Here is a 1,350-nt window from a genome sequence, read left to right on the forward strand (position 1 = left end):
GGATTTGAAGACCGTGCGCGTCTTGTGCTCGGGCAGCGGGTAGGGAACCGGATTGGCGGCGTTATAGACTCGGCCGGTAACGATGGGCCGGTCCGGGTCGCCCTCAAGGAAAGAGACGATGACCTCCTGCCCGATCCTGGGGATGGCCATGGTGCCGTACTGCCCTCCGGCCCAGCCCTGGGAGACGCGAATCCAGCAGGTCGTTTTTTCGTCGAAAGCGCCAAGCCTGTCCCAGTGGAACTGCACCTTCACCCGGCCATGCCTGTCCGGAAAGATCTCCTCGCCGCCCGGGCCGGTCACGATGGCGGTCTGATCGCCGATGACGGGATTCTTGGGGTGGTCCGAAGCGGGCACGAAACGGGTCGAGTCCGGGATGGCCATTAGGCTGGCAATGTACGTCATGCCTCGGTCCGGGGCCTCGTGCTCTAGCACCTGCGGCTGCTCGCCCCGGTGCGTGACGCGCACCGCCCACCAGCGGTCGTTGAGGTCTGGCCTTGGATGCTCGTGAAGCTCGAAGACATGGCCGGGAGTCATTCTGGAGACGTCCGTCGTCGCCTCGATGCGGCGGCTCAGGCTGAAATGGCGCAAAAGCTCAAGGCTTGCGTAACGGTTGCCGTCCTTTTGCAGTTGGTAGAGGTGCGGATAATGGTATTGCTCAAGGGTCATGCCGACGGGGACCGGTGCCTTGAGCGGGTCCGCCTCCAGCTGGCCGACCTCAAGGTTCAGGCGCGTTTTTTCAAAATTCCATTCCCGGAAGGTGCAGGCGTCGCTGCCGATGGTCCGGCGCAGTTCGACGGTTCTGACGGTTGGCGCATCCGTTTCGGTGCCCGCTCCGGGATGGAAGCGCAGTAGGCTCTCGCCCCCGATCAGGGGCCCGCCCTCCCGGTCCGAAAAGCAGAGCACGTGGCGGTCCTGGAAATGCTCGAAGTAGAAATAGATGCCTTCCTCCTCGCACAGGCGGGAGATGAAATGCAGGGCCGTCTCGCCGTATTGCACGCAGTATTCGCGCGGCGCGTAGTCGAAGAAGCACTTGAAGGCGTAGGAATCGCCGGTGAAGTTCTGCTCTTTCAGCACCTGCTCGATGATCCGGGGCACGCTCATGTTCTGGAAGATGCGGTGGTCCGTGACCAGCCCCAGAAACCACAGGCGCGGGACCAGAACGGCCAGGTAGTGGGTGCGGACATTGGCGGTGTGCAGTTGCGTGAAGCGGCGGATGACGCCGTTGACATGACGCACGCCGCCGCTTTTGTCGGCGATGCCAAGGCAGGCGGGCCGGCCCAGAAGCTCGGCAAAATCAAGGCACGCCGAATCGTGGACCAGTTCGATTTCGAATTCGTAGGGTTTGTGGAC

General features: G+C 62.8%; 1 protein-coding gene. It reads right to left on the minus strand.

Going from position 1 to position 1,350, the window contains the following annotated elements; all coding sequences use genetic code 11:
* Positions 1–1,350 (minus strand): type VI secretion system Vgr family protein (locus BMZ24_RS19310; protein ID WP_143077982.1); only part of this gene is annotated, 1,350 nt, incomplete at both ends.

The sequence above is a fragment of the Desulfomicrobium norvegicum genome (assembly GCF_900114595.1).
Taxonomy (GTDB): Bacteria; Desulfobacterota; Desulfovibrionia; order Desulfovibrionales; family Desulfomicrobiaceae; genus Desulfomicrobium; species Desulfomicrobium macestii.